We start from the raw sequence: 16152 nt of genomic DNA on the forward strand, positions 1-16152 counted from the left end.
CCCCCGTGCTCGATGGTGTCAAGAAGCTGGTCTCCTCCGGCTCCGGCATCGGCCGCCGCGCCGAGGCCCTCGAGGCAGTCGTGGAGGCGGCTCGTGGCCGTCTCGACGACACGCTGCTCGACGAGGCCCACCAGGTCGCCGACCGTGTCTCCGAGCGTCTCCGCCTGTCGGCGCACCACACCGTGGTGGGCCTGGCCGGCGCGACCGGCTCGGGCAAGTCCTCGACGTTCAACGCCCTCACCGGTCTGGAGCTCTCCGCCGTCGGTGTGCGTCGTCCGACCACGTCGTGGGCGACCGCCTGCGTCTGGGGCGGCGAGGGAGCAGGGGAGCTGCTCACCTGGCTCGGCATCCCGCCGCGCCACCACGTCACGCGTGACTCGATGCTCGACAGCACGAAGCAGGACGACGCCTTCGACGGCGTCGTCCTCCTCGACCTGCCCGACCACGACTCGACCGACGTCTCGCACCACCTCGAGGCCGATCGCCTCGTCCAGCTCGCCGACGTGCTCGTCTGGGTCCTCGACCCGCAGAAGTACGCCGACGCAGCGATCCACAACCGCTACCTCAAGCCGATGGCTTCGCACGCCAACGTGATGATCGTGGTGCTCAACCACATCGACACGGTGCCCGAGGACCGTCGCGAGCAGATGCTCTCCGACGTACGCCGCCTGCTCGCTGCCGACGGGCTCGACGACGTGCCGGTGTTCGCTGTCAGCGCCCGTCACGGCGACAACATGGAGAAGCTCCGCAAGGAGATCGCCAAGCGGGTCGCGTCCAAGAAGGCAACCCGCAAGCGACTCGAGGCCGACGTCAAGGCGGTCGGCGAGAAGGTCTCCGCGGTCTCCGGGACCGCGGCGCCGAAGGCGCTCGGCGGTGATGTCGCCGGCGAGCTCGACGACGCCCTGGCCGACGCCGCCGGCGTGCCGGTCGTGGTCGACGCAGTCGAGGCCTCGGCGCGCATGCGGGCCGCGCGGGCCACCGGCTGGCCCGTGGTCGCCTGGGTGTCGAAGCTGAAGCCGGACCCGCTCAAGCGCCTCCACCTCGACCTGGGCCAGGAGGGTCGTGCGCTGGTGAAGTCGGCGCGCACCTCGATCCCGGAGCCGACGCCGGTGCAGAGCGCCCGCGTCGACGCCGCCGTGCGCGCGGCCTGCGACGAGGTCGGAGAGGGTCTCGCCAAGCCGTGGCAGCAGGCGATCCGCGGTGCGGCGACGGCGCGCCTCGGTGACCTCAACGACCGCCTGGACCACACCCTGGCCTCGACCGACCTCGGTGTCGCGCGCGTCCCGTGGTGGGCCTCCCTGGTGCGCATCGTCCAGTGGCTCCTGATCCTGGCGGTGCTCGCCGGTGGGGTGTGGCTCGCAGGCCTCGCGCTGGCGGGCTCGCTGCAGTTCGACGTGCCCTCCCCGAAGGTCGGCCCGGTGGCCGTGCCGACGCTCCTGCTGGTCGGGGGAGTGGCCGGCGGCATCCTCCTGGCCCTGCTGAGCCGGGTGCTCGTCAACCTGTCGGCGCGGTCGAAGGCGCGGGCCGCCGACCGGCGCCTGCGCGAGGGCATCCATGCAGTCGCGCAGGACCTGGTGCTGTCGCCGATCAACACCGAGCTCGCAGCGTATGCGGTCGTGCGCGAGCAGCTGGCCAGGGTCCTGAAGAAGTAGCCGGGGTCACTGGCTAGTCGTTTTAGTCCACTAACTTTGTAGTGTTTAATGGGTGCCATGCACCCGACCCCTGCTCACTCGCTGACCCTCGAGGAGCTCGCCGACTGGACCCGCCGCGTCGCGGACCAGGTCCAGCGCGGCGAGCACGAGATCCGCGCCGACGCCGACGAGCGCTGGCACATCCGGGTGCACTGCGACGACATGGTCGACGTCTGGCTGATCAGCTGGACCGCCGACCAGGGCACCGAGCTCCACGACCACGGCGGCTCCGCCGGTGCGTTCACCGTGGTGCAGGGGCGGCTCACCGAGACCGCGTGGGCGGGTGGTGTCGCTCCGTCGACAGACCGGGCACGCAGCCGGCGTACCGGTCACCTGACGGACCTCGTCCGCGAGGCGGGGGAGACGTCGGTCTTCGGCGGCCACTACGTGCACGACGTCCGCAACGTCGAGGACGCGGTGGCGGTCAGTGTGCACGCCTACTCGCCGCCGCTCTCGCGGATGCACTTCTACGACGTCGAGGCCGGCCGCCTGGTGCGCCGCGCGTCGGCGTGGACCGACGACCCTGAGGCCCCCGCGCCCGCCCGGGAGGCGTCGTGAGCACCTTCTCCTCCGTCGAGGAGATGCTCGCGCACGCCCGCCAGGGGCTCCTGCGCCTCACGCCCCACGAGGCGCGCGACGCGGTCGACTCGGGAGCACGCATGGTCGACATCCGGCCCGAGTGGCAGCGACGCGCGGACGGCGAGATCCCCGGTGCGCTCGTGGTCGAGCGCAACCACCTCGAGTGGCAGCTGCACCCCGACTCCGACGCCCGCCTCCCACAGGCCGCGCCCGGCCAGCACTGGATCGTCGTCTGCACCGAGGGCTACACCTCCTCCCTGGCCGCCGCGTCGCTGAACTCGCTCGGCGTTCCAGCTGCGGACCTGGAAGGTGGGCTGCATGCGTGGCGCGCCGCTGGCCTTCCGGTCGTGCCGGGTGGTACACCGGTCGAACAGCTGGTCCACGTCGCCACCCGAGGAGCCGCGTGATCGAGTTCCGCTCCGTCAGCAAGACCTTCGCTGACGGCACCGCCGCCGTGCGGGACTTCAACCTCGTCCTGCCCTCGCACACCACGACCGTCTTCGTCGGCTCGTCCGGCTGCGGCAAGACGACGCTGCTGCGCATGGTCAACCGGCTCGTCGAGCCGAGCTCGGGCCAGGTGCTGATCGACGACGTCGACGTGGCGACCCGCCACCCCGTCGAGCTGCGGCGCTCGATCGGCTACGTCATGCAGCACGCCGGGCTGCTGCCGCACCGCCGGGTACTCGACAACGTCGCGGTGCCCCTGCGGCTCTCCGGGGTGTCCCGAGCCGAGGCCGCCGCGCGGGCGCTCGCCGCGCTGGAGACCGTGGGGCTCGACCCGGTCCTGGCCCGCCGCTACCCGCGGCAGCTCTCCGGAGGCCAGCAGCAGCGCGTCGGAGTGGCCCGTGGGCTCGTCGCCGACCCGAACATCCTGCTCATGGACGAGCCGTTCGGCGCCGTCGACCCGATCGTGCGCGACGACCTCCAGCGGGAGCTCCTGCGGCTCCAGCGTGAGCTGGGCAAGACCATCGTCTTCGTCACACACGACGTCGACGAGGCGTTCCTGCTCGGCGACCAGGTGGTGATCCTGCGCAAGGGCGGGCAGATCGCCCAGGCGGGCACGCCTGCCGAGATCCTCGCGGACCCGGCCGACGACTTCGTCCGCAGCTTCGTTGGCCTGGACCGGGCGCGGCGCACGCTGCACATCGAGGAGCGCGCCGGCCGGCAGGTCGTCGTCGACGGCGACGGCCGGCCCGCCGGCGTGCTGGACCCGGCATGACCTGGTTCCTCGAGAACGCCGACCGCATCGGCGACCTCACGGTGCGCCACCTGTGGCTCAGCGTGCTCCCGGTCGCGCTCGGCTTCCTGATCGCGGTGCCGATCGGCTGGTGGGCCCAGCGCCATGCGCGCCTCGGTGCCGTCGTCCTCGGCACGGGCAGCATCCTCTACACGGTGCCGTCGCTGCCGCTGCTGGTGATCCTCCCCGGCGTCCTGGGAACGAGCTTCCTCGACCCGGCCAACGTGGTGGTCGTCCTCACCCTCTACGCGGTGGCCCTCCTGGTCCGGACGGCGGCCGACGCCTTCGCCCAGGTACCGCGCGACGTCGTCGACGCCGCCGACGCGACCGGGCACTCGGCCGTGCAGCGAGCGCTCCGGGTGGAGCTGCCCCTCGCCGGCCCCGTGCTGCTCGCCGGCGTCCGCGTGGTGTCGGTGAGCACGGTCAGCCTCGTCACCATCGGAGCACTGATCGGCGTGGCGAACCTCGGCTCCCTCTTCACCGAGGGCTACCAGCGCGGCTTCACCACCGAGATCGTGATCGGGCTGGGCACCGTCGTGCTGCTCGCCCTCGCGCTCGACGCGGTGTGGGTGCTCCTCGGGCGGCTCCTGTTGCCGTGGGCGCGGGGAGCGAGGGCGGGCGGATGAGCAACGTCTTCGCCGAGGCGGCCGACTGGCTCACCGACGGCACGCACTGGCAGGGGGCCGACGGCGTGCCGGCGCGGCTCGGGGAGCACCTGGGCTACTCCGCGCTGACCGTCGTCATCGCCGCGGCCGTCGCACTGCCGCTCGGGCTGTGGATCGGGCACACCGGCCGCCTCCGCGGCCTCGCGATCGGCCTCACGGGAGCGCTGCGGTCGCTGCCGACGCTCGGCCTGCTCACGCTGGTGGTGCTCTGGATGGGCATCGGGCTCACCCCGCCGGTCCTCGCCCTCGTCGTCCTGGCCGTGCCGCCCCTCCTCGCCGGCGCGTACGCCGGGGTGGAGTCCGTGGACCCGCGCACCGTCGACGCGGCCCGGGGCCTCGGGTTCACCGAGTGGCAGGTGCTCACCCGCGTCGAGGTACCGCTCGCTCTCCCGCTCATCCTGGGCGGCTTCCGGTCCGCGGTCCTCCAGGTCGTCTCCACCGCCACGGTCGCGGCGTACATCGGGCTCGGCGGCCTCGGCCGGTACCTGATCGACGGCATCGCCGTCCGCGACTATCCGCAGACCCTCGCCGGCTCGCTGGTGGTCGTCGTTCTCGCGCTGGCTCTGGACGGTGCCTTCGCGGTCGCGCAACGATCAGCAGCACGGGCCTGAGGCAGCACCACCCACCACAGAGAAGAGGAACCATGAAGCTCAACCGCATCCTTGCCGGCGTCACCGTCGCCGCCCTCGGCCTCGGTGCCAGCGCCTGCGGTGGCGACCCGACCGCCCCGACCGCCAAGGGGGGCGACACGATCGTGGTGGGCTCGGCGGGCTTCGGCGAGAGCAAGGTCCTCGCCGAGATCTACGCGCAGGCCCTGGAGGCCAAGGGCATCGACGCCCGGACCCAGCTCGACATCGGCGCACGCGAGGCCTACATCGGCGCGATCCGGCAGGGCACCATCGACCTCTTCCCGGAGTACACGGGCAACCTGCTGACCTTCCTCGACCCGAAGGCCACCGCGACCGCGCCCGACGACGTCGACGCGGCCCTGGACAAGGCACTGCCCAAGGGACTGTCCGTGCTGGAGCCGTCGGCTGCCGAGGACAAGGACTCGCTCAACGTGACCACCGCCTTCGCTGCGGCGAACGCGGTCTCCTCGATCGAAGACCTGGCCAAGATCAAGGACCTCAGCCTGGCGGCGAACCCCGAGTTCAAGACCAGGGCCTACGGACTCCCCGGCCTGGAGAAGCTCTACGGCGTGAGGGGGGTCGACTTCACCCCGATCTCGGACTACGGCGGCCCGGCGACGGTGAAGGCCCTCACCTCGGGGCGGGTCGACGTCGCCGACATCTACTCCACGTCGTCGTCGATCACCGCCAACAAGCTGGTCACCCTGGACGACCCCAAGCACCTCATCGCGGCCCAGAACGTCGTCCCGCTGATCCGCGACGACGCCAGGACCGACGAGGTCGCCGAGGTCCTCAACGCCGTCTCGGCCAAGCTCACGACGGAGGGCCTGCTGGAGCTCAACACGATCTTCGACGGCAAGGACAAGCCTTCTCCCCAGAAGGTCGCCGCAGACTGGCTGAAGGCCAACGGCCTGGCCTGAGTGCGGCTCCGGCCCGCTTTCGGTGCACCGACGCGGCCCCGACCGACCCCTCCACAGGGTGTCGGCCGGGGCCGTCGCCGTCCCCGTCCCGCGGTCAGGCTCGCGGCAGCGCCCGGACAGCCGGTCCGGGCCGATCGTGAGGAGTGATGGGCATGTACGAGACCGAGGTGACGGTGCAGGGGTTCGTCGGGACCAAGCCCGAGCTGCGCCAGGTGGGCGGCACGGTGGTCGCCGGCTTCCGGGTCGGGTCGACCCCGCGGTTCTTCAGCAACAGCAACAACGCATGGGGCGACCGCGAGACCAACTGGTTCACCGTCAACGCCTGGCGGTCGCTGGGGGAGCACTGCGCCGCCTCGCTGCACGTGGGCGAGCCGGTCATCGTCCGCGGGCGGCTGCGGACCCAGACCTGGACGCAGGAGGGTGGCGCCGCGCGCAGCACCTTCTCGATCGACGCCGTTGCGGTGGGCCACGACCTGAGCCGCGGCACGTCGGCGTTCCTCCCGCGGAGCACCGCGCGTCCCGTCGAGGAGAGCACCGAGCTGGCCCAGCAGAACGACGCGTGGTCGGTCGACCTGCCGCAGGTCTCCAGCCACGGCCGCTTCGACCGGGTGCCCGTCGACGCGTCCGGCCCCGAGGAGGCACCCGCGACCGACGCAGCCGAGGAGATGGCGCCCTTCTGAGCGGAGGCGTCCCGTCCGGGCCCGGTCCGGGCACCAGGGGCGTGGCGGGAGGGGGTGGCTCGAGCAACTAGGCTTCCGTCCCATGGCCGAGTACATCCTCTCCCTGCGCAACGTCCGCAAGGCTCACGGCGACAAGGTCGTCCTCGACAACGTGACCCTGTCGTTCCTCCACGGCGCCAAGATCGGCGTCGTCGGCCCCAACGGCATGGGCAAGTCGTCGCTGCTGAAGCTGATGGCGGGGCTCGACCACCCCAACAACGGCGACATCGTGCGCGACCCCGAGTCGACGGTGGGCATGCTCCAGCAGGAGCCGCCGCTGACCGAGGGCAAGACCGTCCTGGAGAACGTCGAGGAGGCCGTCGCCGAGATCAAGGGCAAGATGGCCCGCCTCGACGCCGCCTACGCCGAGATGGGCGACCCGGACGCCGACATGGACGCGCTGATGGCCGAGACCGGTGAGCTGCAGACCTACCTCGACAACATCAACGCCTGGGACATCGACTCCAAGCTCGAGCAGGCGATGGACGCGCTGCGCTGCCCGCCGGCCGACGTCCTGGTCGACAACCTCTCCGGTGGTGAGCGCCGCCGCGTCGCGCTGTGCAAGCTGCTGCTGCAGGAGCCCGACCTGCTGCTCCTCGACGAGCCCACCAACCACCTCGACGCCGAGTCGGTGCAGTGGCTCGAGGGCCACCTCAAGACCTACAAGGGCGCCGTCCTCGCGGTCACCCACGACCGCTACTTCCTGGACAACGTCGCCGAGTGGATCGCCGAGGTCGACCGCGGCCAGATCCACGGCTACGAGGGCAACTACTCGACCTACCTGGAGACCAAGAAGGAGCGTCTCAAGGTCGAGGGCCAGAAGGACGCCAAGCGCGCCAAGATGCTCGAGAAGGAGCTGGAGTGGGTCCGCTCCAACGCCAAGGCCCGCCAGACCAAGTCGAAGTCGCGTCTGGCTCGCTACGAGGAGCTCGCGGCCGAGGCCGACAAGGCCCGCAAGATCGACACCGCCGACATCAACATCCCGCCGGGCCCGCGCCTCGGTGACATCGTGCTCGAGGCCAACCACCTGGTGAAGGGCTTCGAGGGCCGCACGCTGTGGAACGACATCTCGTTCACGCTGCCGCGCGCCGGCATCGTCGGTGTCGTCGGCCCCAACGGTGTCGGCAAGACGACGCTCTTCCGGATGATCACCGGCAACGAGACGCCGGACTCCGGCGAGCTCAAGGTCGGCCAGACCGTGAAGATCTCCTACGTCGACCAGAGCCGCGGCGGCATCGACCCCAACAAGAACGTCTGGGAGGTCGTCTCCGACGGCCTGGACCACATCAAGGTCGCCAACTTCGAGATGAACTCGCGCGCCTACGTCGCGTCGTTCGGTTTCAAGGGTCCGGACCAGCAGAAGAAGGCCGGCGTGCTCTCCGGTGGTGAGCGCAACCGCCTCAACCTGGCGCTGACCCTGAAGCAGGGCGGCAACGTGCTGCTCCTCGACGAGCCGACCAACGACCTCGACGTCGAGACGCTCTCCTCGCTCGAGGACGCTCTGCTCGACTTCCCGGGCTGCGCCGTGGTCACCTCCCACGACCGGTGGTTCCTCGACCGCATCGCCACGCACATCCTGGCGTGGGAGGGCGACGAGGAGAACGAGGGCCAGTGGTTCTGGTTCGAGGGCAACTTCGCCTCCTACGAGGAGAACAAGATCGAGCGCCTCGGCGTCGAGGCTGCGCGTCCGCACCGCGTGACGCACCGCCGCCTGACCCGCGACTGAGCCCCGCACGCGCCGCAATCGCCCGCCGACGCCCTACGCGTCGGCGGGCGATTTCGCGTCCGCTTCGGGATACTGGGCGCATGGCCAGCGATCTCGTCCTCAACCGACTCACGCCGCCGGGAGACCAGTTCACGCTCGTGACGCTCCGGGTCCTCGATGAGAAGCCCGACGCGGCGGCCCTCACGGCCTGGTACCGCAGCCACCTCCACCAGGTGGTGGTCGTCAACCTGCTCGAGGGCACGCCCGACTTCGCCTTCACGGCTGCTCCGCCGTCGCCCGCCGAGGTCGACGAGCTCTTCGCCCGCCTGGCGTCCACCGAGCACGACATCGACCTGACCGACCGGACGCCGGCGTTCGTCGAGACGACCGACGAGCCGTTCGGTCCCGGCTCGTGGATCACCTCCGCGGGCTACGACCTCGGCGACGGCCGATGGCTCAGTGCGCTGCTCGGCACCCTGACCTGGCCCGCCGTCATCGCGGCGGCCTGACCGGCTGCCCCACGACGCAGAAGAGCCCGGCCCACCAGGGGCCGGGCTCTTCGTGCTTCGGGGGTTCAGCGGATCCGGTTGGCTTCCGGCGACACCGCGTCGAGGTCGTCGGCGACGGCGTCCATGACCCGCCCGAAGGCGAGCATGTCCTCGCGGCCGACCAGGTCGAACAGGTGGCGGCGGACGACGGCGACGTGGTCCGGCGCCGCGTCGACCAGGCGCTGCCGCCCGGCCTCGGTCAGCCTCGCTACGACTCCGCGACCGTCCTCGGCGCTGTCGGCGCGGTCCACCAGGCCCTTGGCCTCCATGCGCTTGATCGTGTGCGTCACCCGGCTCCGGCTGTGGAGCAGCCCGTCGGCGAGCTGCGCCATGCGCAGCTCGCCGCCCGGGGCCTCGGACAGCCGCACCAGGACGGCGTACTCACCGCCCGAGATGTCGTGCCGCTTGGCCGCGTCGTCGATCGCCGAGCTGAGCAGCGTGCTGGCGACCAGGAAGGATCGCCAGGCGCGCTGCTCGTCATCGTCGAGCCATCGCCGCTCAGCCATGTGGGGCGCCTCCGGTCAGAGACGCTCGAGGATCATCGCCATGCCCTGGCCGCCGCCGACGCACATGGTGATGACGCCGGTGGACTTGTCGTGCCAGTTGAGCGAGTTGATCAGGGTGTTCTGCAGGCGGGCGCCGGTCATGCCGAACGGGTGACCGACCGCGATCGCACCGCCGTTGACGTTGAGGCGGTCGATGTCGATGCCCAGGTCCTGGTACGACGGCACGACCTGCGCGGCGAACGCCTCGTTGATCTCCCAGAGGTCGATGTCGTTGACGCTCATGCCGGCGATGCGGAGCGCGTTGCGCGACGCCTCGACCGGGCCGAGGCCCATGATCTCGGGGGAGAGGCCGGAGACGCCGGTGGAGACGACGCGGGCGAGCGGGGTCAGGCCGAGCTCGGCGGCCTTCGTGTCGGACATGATGACGACCGCAGCGGCGCCGTCGTTGAGCGGGCACGAGTTGCCGGCGGTGTTGACGCCGTTCTCGCGGAAGACCGGCTTGAGGCCGGCCATCGCCTCGTAGGTGACGCCCGCGCGCGGGCCGTCGTCGGTGGAGACGACGGTGCCGTCGGGCAGGGTGATCGGGGTGATCTCGCGGGCCCAGAAGCCGTCGTTGATCGCCTTCTCGGCGAGGTTCTGCGAACGGGTCGCGAACTCGTCGAGCTCCTGGCGCTTGAGGCCACGGAGGGTGGCGACGTTCTCGGCGGTCTGGCCCATGGTGATGTAGGCGTCCGGGATCTGGCCGTCCTCGCGCGGGTCGTGCCACTTCTCGTTGGAGATCGAGGTGGCGACGGTGCGCTCGATGGCGTCCTTGAAGAGCGGGTTCTCGGTGCCCGGGGCGTCGGTCATGCCCGCGCCGAAGCGGGAGACGGCCTCGACGCCGGCCGAGACGATGATGTCGGCCTCGCCGGCCTTGATCGCGTGCAGCGCCATGCGGGTGGTCTGCACGGACGAGGCGCAGTAGCGGGTCACGGTGGTGCCGGGGACGGTGTCCAGGCCGAGGAGCGTGTTGACGACCTTCGCCATGTTCCAGCCGGCCTCGCCGCCCGGCAGGCCGCAGCCGAGGTGCAGGTCGTCGATCAGCGTCGGGTCCAGCGACGGGACCTTGTCGAGGGCTGCCTTGATCGCGAACGCCGCCAGGTCGTCGGGACGCATGTCCTTCAGCGAGCCCTTGAAGGCCCGGCCGATCGGCGTGCGCGCGGTGGAAACGATGACTGCCTCGGGCATGAGGACTCCTTCGATGCGTAGGGGACGGACCCCGGCGGGCGGGGCCGCCGTTCAGCCTATCGGCCGGCGTCTGGCAGCATCACCGGCGTGCGACACACGTATGAGTGCCAGCTGCGCTGGGCGGACATGGACCTGCTCGGTCACGTGAACAACGTGACCTACCTGGACTACCTCCAGGAGGCACGCATCGAGATGCTGCTCAAGCACACCTCGGGGCAGCGTCTCCTCGCGCTCGCCGAGGGCGCGCAGGTGATCCACCACTCCGTGCAGTACGCCGCTCCGCTCACCTTCCGCCTCGCGCCGGTGAAGATCGACACCTGGGTGGTCAGCGCCGACGAGGACTCCTTCGTCCTCGGCCACGAGATCTACGACGACCACACCGGCGAGCGGGTCACCTACCTGCGGGCGCGCAGCACCCTCGCGCCGTACGCCTTCGACGAGGACCGGCGCCGGCGCGTGACGGCGTCGGAGCTGGAGACCCTCGCGTCGTTCCTCGGGGAGGACCCGATCGGGGAGCCGGCCGGCTTCTCCGAACCGCGCCCTGTCGAGAACGGCGACTACGAGCTGCGCGTCCGGTTCTCCGACCTCGATGCGTTCGGGGTCGTCGACGAGGTGCAGCACTTCGAGTTCTTCCAGGAAGCGCGGATCTCCTACATCGGCCGCATGCAGGGCTCCTCCGCGGTCGACTTCCGGAAGACGCCGATGGTCATCGCGCAGATGGACGTCGCCTACGAGCGGCCGATGCGGTTCCAGCTCACGCCGTACCGGGTGCGCTCGTGGGTCTCCAAGGTCGGTGGCTCGAGCTTCGTCATCGAGTCCGAGCTCTTCGACGACGAGGGCACGACCTACTCGCGGGCCCGCGTGGTGCTGGTGACCTTCGACGCGCGCACCCAGAAGGCGGCGCCGGCTCCGGAGGAGCTGAGGCAGCTGCTGCTCGCCCAGCTGCCCTGATCAGACCTCGGTGTTGATCATGAACTGGGCGGCGTGCTGCACGTAGTCCCAGAACCGCGCATCCTGCTCGGGCGTGAGCGCGACGTCGTCGAGCGCGGCGCGGAAGTGTCGCAGCCAGTGGTCGGCGGCCTTCTGGTCGACCACGAACGGCGCGTGGCGCATCCGCAGGCGCGGGTGGCCGCGGAGCTCGCTGTAGGTGCCCGGGCCGCCCCAGTACTGGGACAGGAAGAGCGTGAACCGCTCGCGCGCGGGGCCGAGGTCCTCCTCGGGGTACATCGGGCGGAGGACCGGGTCCTCGGCAACGCCTTCGTAGAAGCGGTCGACGATGCGACGCATCGTGTCGATGCCGCCGATCTCGTCGTAGAAGGTCCTCACACGGGCCATTCTGCCAAGTCGGCCGCGACGCGCTCACCCCGGCCGTGGAAGGATCGACACACCGACCCCGAACCACCTGAGGAGATCCCCATGGCCACCACCCGCACCGCAGCCACCCACTGGGAGGGCGGGCTGCTCGACGGCGCTGGCTCCACGACGTTCCAGTCCTCCGGCATCGGCACCTTCGGTGTCTCCTGGCCCTCGCGCTCCGAGGAGCCCAACGGCCTGACCAGCCCGGAGGAGCTCATCGCCGCCGCGCACACCGCGTGCTTCTCGATGGCGTTCTCGAGCGGCCTGGCCAAGAACGGCACCCCGCCGACCGCGCTCGACACCTCCGCCGAGGTCGACTTCGTGCCCGGCACCGGCATCACCGAGATCCGCCTGACCGTGGTCGGCGACGTCCCGGGCCTCGACGAGGCGCAGTTCGTCGAGCTGGCCGAGGCCGCCAAGGCCGGCTGCCCCGTCTCGCAGGCGCTCGCCGCCGTCCCGAGCATCACCCTGAAGGCCTCGCTCTCCGCCTGACCTTCGCCGAGACGGGCCTTGTGCCGCGCCGAGACGGGCCTTGTGCCTGAGCTGTCCACAGGGCGCTCGGCACGGGCCCCGTCTCGGCACGGGCCCCGTCTCGGCGGGCGCGTCAGCCGGCGTGCACGTGGGGGCGGCGCGTGGGGTCGGGCTCGGCGCGACGTACGACCTCGCGGGTGACGGGTGCGACCTCGCCGACGCCGAAGAGCAGGAAGCGGGCCAGGTTGACCAACGGGTTGCCCTCGGTCCACTCCAGGTAGAGGTGCGGCCGTACGCCGGTGCGGTCACGGATGTCGAGCAGGACGGCGGCGAGCGCGTTGGGCACCGTCGCGGCCTCGACCGTCAGCACGCGGAAGGCGTCGTGCAGGGCCTCGCCGTGCACCTCGATCCGGCTCTCGAAGTCGGAGTAGTCCTTGACCGTCACCTCGAGGAAGACGATGTCGCCGGGGTGCTGGATGTCGTTGTCCTCGACGATCTGCTGCATCTTCGCGACGTAGGCCTCACGGCCGCGGTCGACCGGTTCGTGCGCCACCAGCCGGATCGAGCGCCGTGCGGCGTCGCGCAGGAACATCTCCGCGCGGCCGTCGTAGGTGATCTCCGTGGCCCGCAGCTCCAGCGCCCGGCGGACGCGCGAGGCGAGCGAGACCAGGACGATCGCGGCGATGAAGCAGCCACCGATCTTCACGCCGTCGGGGCGCTCGCGGACGTTGTCGAAGAGCGTGTACGCCAGCACGAGGGCGATCACGCCATAGGCCACGGTCAGCTTGCGCTGGCCCGCCTTCCGGGCGGCGAGCATCACCGCGCACGCCGCCGACACCATGAGCACGAGTACGCCGGTGGCGTACGCGCCGCCCTGGGCGTCCACGTCGGCGTCGAAGATCCAGGTGATCAGGAAGCCGACGGCCGTCAGGATCACCACGAGCGGTCGGGTAGCGCCGGCCCACTCGGGGGACATGCCGTAGCGCGGCAGGTAGCGGGGGACGAGGTTCAGCATGCCGGCCATCGCGGACGCTCCGGCGAACCACAGGATCGCGATCGTCGAGGCGTCGTACGCCGTGCCGAAGGCGTCGCCGAGGTAGAGGTGGGCCAGGTAGGCCAGAGCGCGCCCGGACGCCTCTCCGCCGTCCTGGAACTTCTCGGCCGGGATCAGCAGGGTGGTCACCAGCGAGCTGGTGACCAGGTAGCCGCTCATCACCAGGGCAGCCGTGGTGAGCAGCTTCTTGGTGTTGCGGATCCGGGTCGCGGGCTTCGCTGCGTCGTCATCGGTGGCGCCGTCGACGTGGCTCATCACGGCGACGCCGGTCTCGAAGCCGGACATACCGAGGGCGAGCTTGGGGTAGACGAGCAGGGAGACGCCGACCATCGTCCAGATCGAGCCGTGCTCGGCGGTGAGGCCGGAGGTCCAGTCGGTCACCACGTGGCCGTGCGTGGCGATCCGCCACAGCCCGTATCCGATCACCACGGCGTTGAGCGCGAGGTAGGTGACCACGAGGGCCACCGCCACGCCGATCGCCTCCTTGAAGCCCTTCAGGAACACCGCGCCCAGCAGCGCCACGAGGAAGAGTGTGATCCACATCTGGCCCTCGTGAAGGAACGTCGGCACGTGGGGGTTCTCGACGACGTGGGCCGCCGCGTCGGCAGCGGAGAGGGTGATCGTGATGATGAAGTCGGTGAGCGCGAACCCGAGGAGCGCGAGCACGAAGAGCTTGCCGCGCCAGAACGGCAGCAGGCGCTCGAGCATCGCGATCGACCCCTGCCCGTGCGGGCTCTCCTCAGCGACGCGTCGGTAGATCGGCAGCGCGCCGAGCAGGGTGAGCAGCACGAGGACGACCGTCGCCATCGGGCTGAGCAGGCCTGCTGCCAGGAAGGCGATCCCGGGCTGGTAGCCGAGGGTCGAGAAGTAGTCGACCCCGGTCAGGCACATCACCTTCCACCAGGGGGAGGTCGACTCGTGGTGATCGGTGTCCGGGCGAGCAGGGACGGCGAGCTGCTGTGCGGTGAAGGTCACCTTTGCAGTCAAGGCCCGGACGACGCGGCCGTCGGCGGTCCTAACGCATCCCTAACGCCGCCCGCGTCACACTGGTCCGGTGATCCGACCAGGGAGCGTGAGCGTGAGACGTCGCCGCGGCGGCTGGCTGGTCGCCTGCGCCGCGCTGCCCGCGCTCACAGCGGGTCTGGTGCCGGTGCGTGGTCGGCTCGACCTCGCCGGAGACATGCTCGGGTTCCTGCTGGTGACCGTCGTCGTGGCGCTGGTCGGCGGGCTCTGGCCGGCGCTCGCCACGGCCGTCGTCGCCTCGCTGCTGCTCAACTACTTCTTCACGCCGCCGCTGCACACCTGGACCATCAGCGACCCGGGCAACCTCGGCAGCCTGATGGCCTTCCTCCTCGTCGCCGCCCTGGTCAGCGGGGCGGTGGACGTGGCTGCCCGGCGTACGCAGCAGGTGGCCGAGGCCGCGGCCGAGGTGGAGCTCCACGCTGCGGCTGCCCGCCTGCGCACCTCGCTGCTCGTCGCCGTCGGTCACGACCTGCGCAGCCCTCTCGCGGTGGCGAAGGCCGGTGTCTCGGGCGCTCGCGTGAGCGACGCGCTCAGCGACGCCGACCGTGCGGAGCTCCTCGCCGCCGCCGACGGTGCCCTGGATCGGCTCGCGGGGCTCATGGACACCTTGCTCGACCTCAGCCGCGTGCAGACCGGCGCCCTCGCCGTACGCCGGATGCCGGTCGTCGTCGCGGACGTCGTGGCTGCCGCCCTGGACGACCTCGCGGTCTCGCCCCGCGGCGTTCTCCTCGACGTGCCGGACGACGTGCCGGCTGCGCTCGCCGACGCCGGCCTGCTGGAGCGGGTGCTCGTCAACCTCGTCGCGAACGCCCAGCGGCACGCGGCCGGGGAGATCCCGCCGACGATCGTCGTGCGCGCCGTCGGCGACCGGCTCCGGATCGCCGTCGCCGATCGCGGTCCCGGCATCGCGGCCGCCGATCGCGAGCGTGTCTTCCAGCCGTTCCAGCGCCTCGGCGACACCTCCTCGCAGGGCCTCGGTCTCGGCCTCGCCCTGGTACGCGGGCTCACCGAGGCGATGGGCGGCCAGGTGCACCTCGAGGAGACCGCGCTCGGAGGAGCGACCGTGGTCGTCACCCTGGACGCCGAAGCTGCCCCGGCCGGCAGCGGAGACGTCGCATGACGCGCGTCCTCGTCGTCGACGACGAGCCCGACTTCCGGCGGGCGCTGGCCCTCACCCTCCGCAGCCACGGGTACACGGTGGTGACCGCCGCAGATGGGGAGGAGGCACTACGTATGGCTGCCGAGGCTCCGCCCGACCTCGTCGTCCTCGACCTCGGTCTGCCCGTGCTGGACGGCGTCGGGGTGCTGACCCGCCTTCGCGCGTGGTCGGCCGTGCCGGTGCTGGTGCTGTCCGGGCGCTCGGACAGCGCGGACAAGGTCGACGCGCTCGACGCCGGTGCCGACGACTACGTCACGAAGCCGTTCGGCATCGACGAGCTCCTCGCCCGCTTGCGGGTGATGGCGCGGCGTGCGCCGGCCGAGGAGGAGCCCGCGGTGGTCGAGCTCCAGGCCGCGCGGATCGAGCCCGCTGCCCGACGGGTGACCCTCGGTGCGGAGGAGGTCCGGCTCACCCCGACCGAGTGGCACCTGCTCGACGTCTTCCTCCGCAACCCCGGGCGCCTGCTCAGCCAGCGCGAGCTCCTCGCCGAGGTCTGGGGTCCCGGCTACGAGTCCGCGCAGGGCAACCTGCGGCTCTACATGGCACAGCTGCGCCGCAAGCTCGAGGCCGACCCGTCACGGCCGGTGCACTTCGTCAACGAGCCCGGCCTGGGCTACCGCTTCCAGCCCTAGCGCCGAGACGGGCCTTGTGCCGCGCCGAGAC

At 71.2% G+C, this 16152-nt stretch carries 18 protein-coding genes; 14 read left to right on the forward strand and 4 right to left on the reverse strand.

The window, feature by feature from the left end:
• Positions 1 to 5 precede the first annotated feature (5 nt).
• From Q5722_RS11685 to Q5722_RS11730, 10 genes are all read left to right on the forward strand, one after another.
• Positions 6 to 1652 carry a YfjP family GTPase gene (locus Q5722_RS11685; protein WP_305028444.1) on the forward strand — a complete coding sequence of 549 codons (1647 nt, stop codon included), beginning with the start codon at positions 6 to 8 and terminating at the stop codon, positions 1650 to 1652.
• 57 nt (positions 1653 to 1709) lie between these two features.
• Positions 1710 to 2249, forward strand: a complete 540-nt coding sequence (locus Q5722_RS11690; protein WP_305028445.1) for a cysteine dioxygenase — start codon at positions 1710 to 1712, stop codon at positions 2247 to 2249.
• Positions 2246 to 2677 (forward strand): rhodanese-like domain-containing protein, encoded by a 432-nt coding sequence (locus tag Q5722_RS11695; protein ID WP_305028446.1) that lies wholly within the window; start codon positions 2246 to 2248, stop codon positions 2675 to 2677. The genes Q5722_RS11690 and Q5722_RS11695 overlap by 4 nt, the downstream gene beginning before the upstream one ends.
• Complete coding sequence (locus Q5722_RS11700) at positions 2674 to 3489, forward strand: ABC transporter ATP-binding protein (RefSeq protein ID WP_305028447.1); 816 nt, start codon at positions 2674 to 2676, stop codon at positions 3487 to 3489. The genes Q5722_RS11695 and Q5722_RS11700 overlap by 4 nt, the downstream gene beginning before the upstream one ends.
• Positions 3486 to 4133 (forward strand): ABC transporter permease, encoded by a 648-nt coding sequence (locus Q5722_RS11705; RefSeq protein WP_305028448.1) that lies wholly within the window; start codon positions 3486 to 3488, stop codon positions 4131 to 4133. The genes Q5722_RS11700 and Q5722_RS11705 overlap by 4 nt, the downstream gene beginning before the upstream one ends.
• Positions 4130 to 4783, forward strand: coding sequence for an ABC transporter permease (locus Q5722_RS11710; protein WP_305028449.1), 654 nt, complete (start codon positions 4130 to 4132; stop codon positions 4781 to 4783). Before Q5722_RS11705 ends, Q5722_RS11710 begins: the two co-directional genes overlap by 4 nt.
• 32 nt (positions 4784 to 4815) lie before the next feature.
• Positions 4816 to 5721: a glycine betaine ABC transporter substrate-binding protein gene (locus Q5722_RS11715; RefSeq protein WP_305028450.1), complete on the forward strand. Its 906-nt coding sequence runs from the start codon at positions 4816 to 4818 to the stop codon at positions 5719 to 5721.
• A gap of 152 nt (positions 5722 to 5873) precedes the next feature.
• Positions 5874 to 6401 (forward strand): single-stranded DNA-binding protein, encoded by a 528-nt coding sequence (locus Q5722_RS11720; protein WP_305028451.1) that lies wholly within the window; start codon positions 5874 to 5876, stop codon positions 6399 to 6401.
• 82 nt (positions 6402 to 6483) lie between these two features.
• Positions 6484 to 8166 carry an energy-dependent translational throttle protein EttA gene (gene ettA, locus Q5722_RS11725; RefSeq protein ID WP_305028452.1) on the forward strand — a complete coding sequence of 561 codons (1683 nt, stop codon included), beginning with the start codon at positions 6484 to 6486 and terminating at the stop codon, positions 8164 to 8166.
• A gap of 80 nt (positions 8167 to 8246) precedes the next feature.
• The gene (locus Q5722_RS11730) at positions 8247 to 8654 is read left to right on the forward strand and encodes a hypothetical protein (RefSeq protein ID WP_305028453.1); all 408 of its coding nucleotides are present in this window, start codon (positions 8247 to 8249) and stop codon (positions 8652 to 8654) included.
• Between the two features lie 65 nt (positions 8655 to 8719).
• Here Q5722_RS11730 and Q5722_RS11735 read toward each other — a convergent pair whose 3' ends face one another.
• Positions 8720 to 9199, reverse strand: coding sequence for a MarR family winged helix-turn-helix transcriptional regulator (locus Q5722_RS11735; RefSeq protein WP_305028454.1), 480 nt, complete (start codon positions 9197 to 9199; stop codon positions 8720 to 8722).
• Positions 9200 to 9214: 15 nt separating this feature from the next.
• Positions 9215 to 10426 (reverse strand): acetyl-CoA C-acetyltransferase, encoded by a 1212-nt coding sequence (locus tag Q5722_RS11740; protein WP_305028455.1) that lies wholly within the window; start codon positions 10424 to 10426, stop codon positions 9215 to 9217.
• A gap of 87 nt (positions 10427 to 10513) precedes the next feature.
• Here Q5722_RS11740 and Q5722_RS11745 point away from each other — a divergent pair, with 87 nt between their 5' ends.
• The gene (locus Q5722_RS11745; protein WP_305028456.1) at positions 10514 to 11377 is read left to right on the forward strand and encodes an acyl-CoA thioesterase; all 864 of its coding nucleotides are present in this window, start codon (positions 10514 to 10516) and stop codon (positions 11375 to 11377) included.
• Here the strand turns inward: Q5722_RS11745 and Q5722_RS11750 are convergent, their stop codons facing one another.
• Positions 11378 to 11761 carry a globin gene (locus Q5722_RS11750; RefSeq protein ID WP_305028457.1) on the reverse strand — a complete coding sequence of 128 codons (384 nt, stop codon included), beginning with the start codon at positions 11759 to 11761 and terminating at the stop codon, positions 11378 to 11380. It lies immediately after the preceding gene.
• A gap of 81 nt (positions 11762 to 11842) precedes the next feature.
• Here Q5722_RS11750 and Q5722_RS11755 point away from each other — a divergent pair, with 81 nt between their 5' ends.
• A complete protein-coding gene (locus Q5722_RS11755) occupies positions 11843 to 12274 on the forward strand; it encodes an OsmC family peroxiredoxin (protein ID WP_305028458.1) in 432 nt (143 codons plus the stop codon).
• 112 nt (positions 12275 to 12386) lie between these two features.
• On the opposite strand, the gene Q5722_RS11760 is transcribed toward Q5722_RS11755, so the two are convergent.
• A complete protein-coding gene (locus tag Q5722_RS11760) occupies positions 12387 to 14282 on the reverse strand; it encodes an APC family permease (protein ID WP_369415029.1) in 1896 nt (631 codons plus the stop codon).
• Between the two features lie 103 nt (positions 14283 to 14385).
• Between Q5722_RS11760 and Q5722_RS11765 the strand changes: the two genes are divergently transcribed.
• The gene (locus tag Q5722_RS11765; protein WP_305028459.1) at positions 14386 to 15450 is read left to right on the forward strand and encodes a sensor histidine kinase; all 1065 of its coding nucleotides are present in this window, start codon (positions 14386 to 14388) and stop codon (positions 15448 to 15450) included.
• Positions 15447 to 16121, forward strand: coding sequence for a response regulator (locus Q5722_RS11770; protein ID WP_305028460.1), 675 nt, complete (start codon positions 15447 to 15449; stop codon positions 16119 to 16121). Before Q5722_RS11765 ends, Q5722_RS11770 begins: the two co-directional genes overlap by 4 nt.
• Positions 16122 to 16152 lie beyond the last annotated feature (31 nt).

Origin of the sequence: Nocardioides jiangxiensis (assembly GCF_030580915.1) — a bacterium.
GTDB lineage: Bacteria > Actinomycetota > Actinomycetes > Propionibacteriales > Nocardioidaceae > Nocardioides > Nocardioides jiangxiensis.